Origin of the sequence: Kitasatospora sp. NPDC048298 (genome assembly GCF_043201465.1) — a bacterium.
Taxonomy (GTDB): domain Bacteria; phylum Actinomycetota; class Actinomycetes; order Streptomycetales; family Streptomycetaceae; genus Kitasatospora.
In genome coordinates, this window is the sequence record NZ_JBICYZ010000079.1 from 39,180 (window position 1) to 46,819 (window position 7,640).

Annotated in this window: 3 protein-coding genes; 2 read left to right on the forward strand and 1 reads right to left on the reverse strand. The window is 76.5% G+C overall.

Annotation, left to right across the window (positions count from 1 at the left end; translation table 11 throughout):
* Positions 1-41: 41 nt before the first annotated feature.
* Positions 42-5,081, reverse strand: a complete 5,040-nt coding sequence (gene mobF / locus ACGF0D_RS37585) for a MobF family relaxase (protein WP_392924215.1) — start codon at positions 5,079-5,081, stop codon at positions 42-44.
* 353 nt (positions 5,082-5,434) lie between these two features.
* On the opposite strand from mobF, the gene ACGF0D_RS37590 reads away from it, so the two are divergent.
* Together ACGF0D_RS37590 and ACGF0D_RS37595 are read left to right on the forward strand one after the other, a co-directional pair.
* Positions 5,435-5,815: a hypothetical protein gene (locus tag ACGF0D_RS37590; RefSeq protein ID WP_392924217.1), complete on the forward strand. Its 381-nt coding sequence runs from the start codon at positions 5,435-5,437 to the stop codon at positions 5,813-5,815.
* Between the two features lie 188 nt (positions 5,816-6,003).
* Complete coding sequence (locus ACGF0D_RS37595) at positions 6,004-7,395, forward strand: endonuclease domain-containing protein (RefSeq protein WP_392924219.1); 1,392 nt, start codon at positions 6,004-6,006, stop codon at positions 7,393-7,395.
* Positions 7,396-7,640 lie beyond the last annotated feature (245 nt).

Here is a 7,640-nt window from a genome sequence, read left to right on the forward strand (position 1 = left end):
CGGCGCAGACCGGGCTCTCACCCGGACCGGGGGAGGCACTGCTACGGCCGGTAGGAGGGCGGGCCACCGTCGAGGGGCAGGCGTTCGCGGCACCGGTGCACCGTCTGCGGCCCGGCCTGCCGGCGCATGACGGTCTTCCGCTTCTCGGCCCGGCGCCGCCGGACGGCGGGCAGGCGTTCGGCCGCCTCGCGTGCGCGCTCGTCGACCGGCATCGCCGTACGCGCCCGCTGTTCGTCACGCAGGGCATCGATCCGCAGGCGAAGGCGGCCCGCCCGGTCGCGGTACTCGCAAGCGGCGCGGTGGTGGTGCCGGGCGTCCTGGTCCGCGATCCGGCGCAGGTGGCCGCGGTAGGCGTCGGCGCAGCCGCCGGTGCGTGCCCACAGTTCCAGTGCGGCGTCGACGCCGGCGGGGTCGCCGATGTCGGCGAGCGCCTGGGCGCGGACTCTCCGGTGGTGGTTCTCGGCCTGGAGCAGGGCCTCGAACTGCGCCTGCCGGGTGCGCCGCAGCTCGACGAGGGCTTCGCGCTCCCCGCCGGGGAGCGCGGGACGGCCGGACGGGCCGGCGGCGGCGAGTTCGTCGGCCAGGCGGGCCCGGCGCCGGGTCAGGTCGGCGAGTGCGGCGTCTGCCGCGAGCAGTCGGCCGTGGCCGGTGACGCGGTCGACGAGCGCCTGGACCTGTCGGTCGATGCGGCCGCCGGCGAGCATCCGGGCTTCGGCGCGGGCGGCACGGTCCTCGGCGTCGGCCGCGGCCTCGTCCTGGCGCGCGACGCGGTCGAGGGCGGTCCGCAGGGCCGCGTCGAGTTCGGCGTCCGACCAGCCGCCGAACGGGCGTTCCCGCCAGGCGGGAACGGCGGTCGGGACGGGGCGCCGCCGGTCGGGACGCTCGGTCGGCTGCCCGACAGCAACCCGTTCGGCGACCCGGCCGCGCTCGGCGTCGGCCCTGGCCCGCAGGCCGTTGGGGGCGGTGCGGGCCAGTCGCCGTTCGGCGGCGGCGAGCGCCTCGGCGGCCCGGACGGCCAGGGTGGCGTGCGCGTCCGCCCGGGTCCGCAGGGCGCACGCTCGGGCGCGCTGGTCGTCGGTGACGGCCGTCCGGCGGGCGGCGTCGGCGCGGACCCGGTCGTCGTCGGCCTGCTGCCGGGCGCGGGCGGCCAGGCGCCGGGCCGCGTGGACGGCGGCCAGCGCGTCGGCGGCCTCGGCCGCTTCGACGCGGGCGGCCCGTGCGCGTGCGGTGGCCTGCCGTCGCTGCTCCTCATCGGTGACAGGCGGGGCCGGACGGTCGCGCCAGGCGGTGATCGCCTGCTGGGCGCGGTCGTGGTCGGCGGCCTGGATCGGCTCATCGGGGCGCTCCCCGAGGGCCTGCGTCTCGTGTCCGTGGTCCCACAGGTCGCGGTAGGCGGCGACGGCCGCCGCCGCCCGGTCCCAGAGCGCGCGGTCGGGGTGGGCGGGTGCGGGTGCGGGGCCGAGCACGTCGAGCCAGGTGGGGCCGGTGGCGGCGAGTTCGGCGGCGTGCCGCTGCTCGTCGGGAAGGAGTTGGGCGGCACGCCACAGGCCGCGCTGCTCGGTGCGCCAGGCGGCAGGGGCGTCACCGGTGGCCCGGGTGGCGTGGAAGCCGGCCAGGTCGCGCCAGGCGGCGGCCGCCGCGATCCGGTCGGCCCACGGTCGGGCCCGGTCGGCGTCGGCGGGTTCGGGCCCGTGGGCGGCCGCCCAGCCGGTGCCGGTGTGGGCGTTCGCGCGGGCGCGGGCGGCCAGTCGATCCGCCCGGACGGTGGCGTGCGCGGCGAGGTCGTGGGCGAGGGTGACGCGCGGGTCGGTGGGGTTGGCGTCGGGCAGCACCAGGCCCATCGCCTCCAGGAGCGCGGCGCCGGGACGGGCGCAGGGCGGTGCCCAGTAGGTCGGGGCGGTCGCGGGCCGAGGGGCGCCGTCGGGCAGGCGCAAGCGCTCGCCGTGGTGTTCGGCCAGGGCGTCGAGGCGGGCGACCACGATGGCGGCCAGGTCGCGCAGCGGCCGGCCGGTGCGATGGTCGGTCTCGTTGCCCCGCCCGTCCGCCCAGGCGGCGCGCAGTAGCCGGTCGGTGTCGTAGCCGTCGTCGGCCAGCCGCGCGCACCGGGCGCGCAGGGCGGGCCAGGCCTCGGCGGCGGCCAGGCGGGAGGCGGCCTCGCCGCCGAGCAGTGCGGCGATCGCCCGCTGCGCGGCCTCGGCGTTGAGTTCGTCGAGGACGTGGACGAGGCGGCTGGTGGTGGTCGCGAGGCACTGGGCCTGCTCCTCCTGGCGACGGGCGGTGGCGCCCGCGGAGAGCCGGGTGCCGTCGCGCTCGACGATCGCGTGCCAGATCTCGCGGGCGGTGCGCGGGTGCCCGGGTTCGCCGCTGTCCTCGTCGGGGGGTGTCTGGGTGACGAGGTAGGCGTGGTTGCCGTAGCGGCCCCGGGTGAGGGCGGGGTAGACGCCGTTGCGGTTCCAGCCGGTGTCGAGCAGGGCGCGGCCGACGTCGACGGTGACGCCCTGGCAGCGCGCGGAGGTGATCGCGTAGCCGAGGTCGACGGCGTCGGCGACGTAGGCCGGGGGCAGGGTGACGGTGCGCCGGGTCCGCTGTTGGCGCACGGTCAGGGAGCCGTCGGCGCCGACGGCCCCGACGGTCCAGACGTCTCCGTTGCGGACCCACTGGCGCCGGTCGGCGGTGGCGAGGCGGCGGTCGTTCACCCGGGTGACCACAAGGTCGCCGACGCCGGCGCGCCCGCGGGCGCCGAGGTCGGCCGTGCGCCGGTCGTCCACCAGGCCACGGGCGATGCGGTCCTCGCGGGCGAGGCGGGACAGCTCGGCGACGGCCGCGTCGGTGGCGGCGATCATGACGGAGCTCAGGCCGTCGTCGACGTCGCGCCGCCAGTCCTCGAAGAGCCGGCGCATGACGGCGGCGGCCGGGCCGCAGTGGACGCGCCCGCGCAGCTCGTACGCGTCGAAGGCGGCGCCGGCGTCGCCGACGGACAGCCGGTGGGCCGCGTCGACCTCCCACCGGCGCACCGTGCCGCCCGGGTCGCGGAAACGGCGGACCTCGGTGAGGCGGACGACGGCGTCGGGGACGCTCTCCTCGATGTCGGCGAGCGCGCCGCCCGCTCCGGGCGAGCCGAGCTGGCGCGGGTCGCCGATCGGCAGCAGCCGCCCGCCGGCCTGCCGGACCTGGCCGAGCAGCGCGGCGAGATCGGGGGTGGAGGCCTGGCCGGACTCGTCGACGATGACGATCGTGCCGGGCTGGAGCGTCCAGTGGCGCAGTCCCCGACCGTAGCGCTCGGACATGGTCCGCCACCTGGCGATGTTCTCCGCCCGGATGCCCGCCTCGGCCGCGAGCAGGTCGGCCTGGACCTGGCCGCCGGCCAGGCCGAGGACGGGGATCCGATGGGCGTGCGCGACCTCCCTCACCAGGCGCATGATCGTGGTCTTGCCGGTGCCGGCGGGGCCGACCACCCACGTGGCCCGGGTGTCCGCACCGAAGATCCGGCGGACCGCCTCGCGCTGCTCGTCGGAGGGCGCGAAGCCCCGCTCGGTCTCGCCGGCCGCGAGGACCCGGTCGATCTGCTCGGCCGTCAGGCGGCGCACCGGCGCGGGGGTCGTGGACGCCTCGACGAGGGCCCGCTCTGCGGCCCGGATGCCGTGGGAGGTCCACACCCGGGAGCCGACCTCGGCGAACAGCGAGGGACGGTCGTCGCAGCGGGCGTACCGGGCGGGCAGGGGCACCGCGTCGGGCGGGGTCAGCAGCTCGCACCGGACGGGGCTGAGGACGCCGTCGACGACGCGGGCGAGGACCCGGTGGTAGTCGTCGTCGAGGTGGGCGCCGACCGCGGTGAGCCGGCGGCACGCCTCGGCCTCGACGTTGGCCCGGGTCCAGGTGGCGCGATGGCTCTCCAGCTCGGCGAGCACCGCGTCGATCGCCTTCGGGACGACCATCGGGTCGGGGCCCGGCGCGGGGTGGGTGGCGCCGGTGCGGGCGGCGGTCCGCAGCAGCCTGTCGGGGCGTCTGATGCCGTAGGCCTTGGCCCGGCGGCGCCACTGCCGGCGCTCGCCGTCCACGGTGGTCGCGGTCTTCGCCGGACGGGACTGGAGGGTGGCGGCCTGGGCCAGCTTGTACTGCTCGGCGCGCTCGGGTGCGCGGCCCTCCCGGACCGTGAACTCGGCGATCATCCGGGCCAGGGCCCGCTCGGTGGCCTCGCGTCGCCGGGAGAACCCGCGCAGCGCGCTCAGGGGCACCCCGAGGAACTCACGCACCGGCCGTTTCGCGGGCCGGATGCTGTCCTGGCGCGCCCCGGCGCGGATGCCGAACTCGGCGTGCATCCCGCGTTCCAGCTCGGCGGTGTAGGCCTCCGACAGGGCGACCGCGATCCGGTGCAGATGGCGCGCGTCCAGGGCCAGCCAGCGGCCGTCCGCCGCCCGCACCTTGCTGCTGATCGCGAGGTGCCGGTGATAGGCCGGATCGGCCGCCCGGCTGCTGCGGTGGACGAACACGCAGGCGATGAAGCCCCTGGCGCGGACCTGCACCTGGGAGGCGGGCGTCGGGCCGGTCCTGGTGATGCAGGCCTCGCGCTCGACGCGTTCGAAGATCCGCCGGAAGGCGCGCTCCTCGACGGCCTCCAGCCGGGCCCGCTCGGCGTCGTCGGCGCACCCCCACAACACGCTGAAGCTCTTCACCGGGGAGAACACCATCTCCCACCCGCACCGGGCGGTCCGGTTGCCCTCCTTCTCGGCCTTCGCCCGCAGCAGGAGCAGCCGCTCCTCGGTGGCCTGCGGCTCCGCGGCGGCGTACCGCTCGTACAGCTCGTCGGCGCTGGGGTAACGGCTCCAGCGCCGGCCGAGCGGGCTGCCGTCGACCGGATTGAGGGCGTCCTTGAACAGGGCGTCGGCAGCCTCCTGGGTGACCCGCCTGCCGGCGATGCCGAGCTCGGCCGCCTGCGCCCCCAGCCACACGCCCGGGGTGTCACCGCCGCCCTCCCAGTGGGCCGTCAGCGAGCGCGAACCGGTCCTCACGTCGTCGCCGGCGACGGTGGAGAGCAGGTAGTCGATGCCGCTGCCCGCACTGATCGGGTGGAGGGTGATCACCGGCTGGCCCCGGGCCCGCCGTGACTCGTCGGGGCACCGACGGTGTACCGGCCCGTCCGGCGGCCGACGGAACAGGGCATCCGGCGCACTCCTTCGGGATCAACGGCGGATAGCAAGAGGTGTGCTGTTCCTGATCACGCTAGCCGTCCGTTCCGCTCGTGCCTCGCCTTCCCGTCCGTGTCCGCTGCTCCTCCTTGCTCGCTTCCGTCCCCTCCTGGTCCTCTCCTCGTCGCCTTCCGATCCGCTCGTCATCGAGCGTTTCCGGATCGCGTATTCGTTCCACCGGGTTACAGCGCGGGACGGTCCACCCGCAGGTGCTGTACTCGGGCGCGGTGTGGCGCCAGGATCGCGCCATGACCTCACGCAGGAACGAGCAGACGATGGACCGGCGCGCGGCCCTGAAGCGGCGCCAGGAGCAGGAGCGCGAAGACCTCCGACAGCGGCAGACCCGCCAGACCTCCGCCCTCACCGCGATCGACAGGGCCAGGGAGCGGGTCGAGATGGCCCAGGGAGAGCTCGCAAGGGAACTGGAGAAGGCCGTACCGCTCTTCGACGGCGACATCGAGGAACTCGCCGAGACTGCCGGGATCCCCAGGCGCGACGTGCAGGCCGCGCTGAAGGGGCGGAAGGAGATCTCCGCACGCATGGCGAGGCTCACCTTCCCCTCCCCCGCAGCGGCACCGGCGAGCGGCGAAGAGCAGGACGCAGAACGCGACCCGGCCGGCGCCTGTTGACCGACGCGCCAGGGCCGCACCGACGCCGACCCGGTCCGGCTGTGGCCATGCGGCCGACGTCCACGCGGCGGTGTGTCCACGCGACCGGACAAGCGGGCGCCACCGCGGGCGCCACCACAGGGCGACCGCGGTCACCCCCGGCGCCGCCGAGACGGAGCAACCCGCGGCACCCCGCATACAGTTTCCTGGTGACCCGCCCCGACCCGTACGACGTCCTCACCCAGTGGCTCGCCGCCGGCCGCGGCAAGCACGGCCGCGCCCTGCAGGGCACCACCCCCACCCGCTACGAGGCCGACCTGCGGGAGTGGCTGTACTTCACCCAGGAGACCACCGGCATCGGTGCCTGGAACGCCGACGAGTCGACAGCCACCACCTGGGCCTACGCCCCCGCCCTGCGCCGCCCCAACCCCGACCGGCCCTCACGCCGCCCACTCGCACCGCGCGTCTCCCTGCACAACCCCGCCCGCCGCCTGGCCGCCCTCGCGGCGTTCTACGCCTACGCCGCCGACGCCGGCCACATCCCCGAGCCCCCGTTCAACGCCGCCGCGCTGCGCCCCTCCCCCACCGCGCTGCCCCGCACCACCCCGCTCACCCTGGAACAGGCCGCCGCGATGCAGTACGCCGCCGACGACGTCCTGCCCGGCCGCCACCGCCGCGGCCCCTACGACACCGCCCCGCACCGCGACCGCCTCCTCGTCCACCTCCTCCTCGACGGCCTGCGTCCCCGCCAGGCCGTCGGCATCGACCTGGAGGACCTGCACGAGGAGGACCCGCACCGCAGGATCCGCACCCTCACCTGCCCCGCCCCCAAAGGTGACGGCAGCATCACCCACCAGCCCTCCCGCGAGGTCTGGCAGGCCATCTCCGACTACCTGCCGCACCGCGTCGACGGCCACGACCCGGACACCGGCCGCCGCCCCCTGCTGACCAGCCGCAACGGCAGGCGACTGGACTCCAACACCATGCCCGGACGCATCGTCAAAGCCATCGCCGCGCGGGTGCCGGAACTCGTCTTCGAACCCAACACCGTCACCCCCGACCGCCTCGCCATGGCCCCCGCCGTCCTCCTCGACCACCCCCTGCCCCCACCCGCCCCCGACGGCTGGGCCCCACCCGGCGCCCAGCCCCTCGAACGCCTGCGCCTCGACCTGCGCCACGCCCTCGACGCCGCCCCGCTCTGCCCGCCCCTCGAAGGCGGCTGCCCCGCCGGCTGCGAACGCTGCGCCGTCCGCAAACGGCTGTGGGCCCGCTGGGAGGAGCGCTGGAGCGCCGCCGACCCCGCGTACCTGTCCTGGCCGCTTCCGCCCTACGACCACCGCCAACGCCCCGCCGAACGCCTCCTCGCCTACCACCAGGGCCGCTGCGCCGTCTGCGGCTCCACCCCCGATGCCGGCCGCCCCGCCCACGCGGAGGACCACGACCCCCACACCGGCCTCACCCGCGGCCTCCTCTGCCACCGCTGCCGGCCGCAGGCGGAACAGGGCGCGGCCCCGTTCTGGGTCCGCTACCACGAGCGGCCGCCCGCCACCGCCCTCGGCCTGGAACTGCGCTACCCGGCGCTCGCGCCGAACCGCCCGTAACGCCCCAGGCCCCGACGGCCGTGGCGGAAGCACCATGCATGTGTGTTCCGCTTCCGCTGGTCGATCGCTGACAGGACATCGCGCCAAGGAGCGTCGACAGGGCACACGGGCGGCGGCCGTGGCGGCAATCCCCGGGTGCGCGGGGCCGACTGTCTAGGACGGTGTTTTCTGGCCCCGGGGTGACGGCCGCAAGTGGCCCCACCGAGGAACGGTGAAAGTTGGCCCCACCTGGTGTTCGACGCGGA

Bases quoted from the DNA above. Each gene is read 5' to 3' on its own strand.
- ACGF0D_RS37590 (WP_392924217.1), top strand. From the start codon at position 5,435: ATGACCTCACGCAGGAACGAGCAGACGATGGACCGGCGCGCGGCCCTG.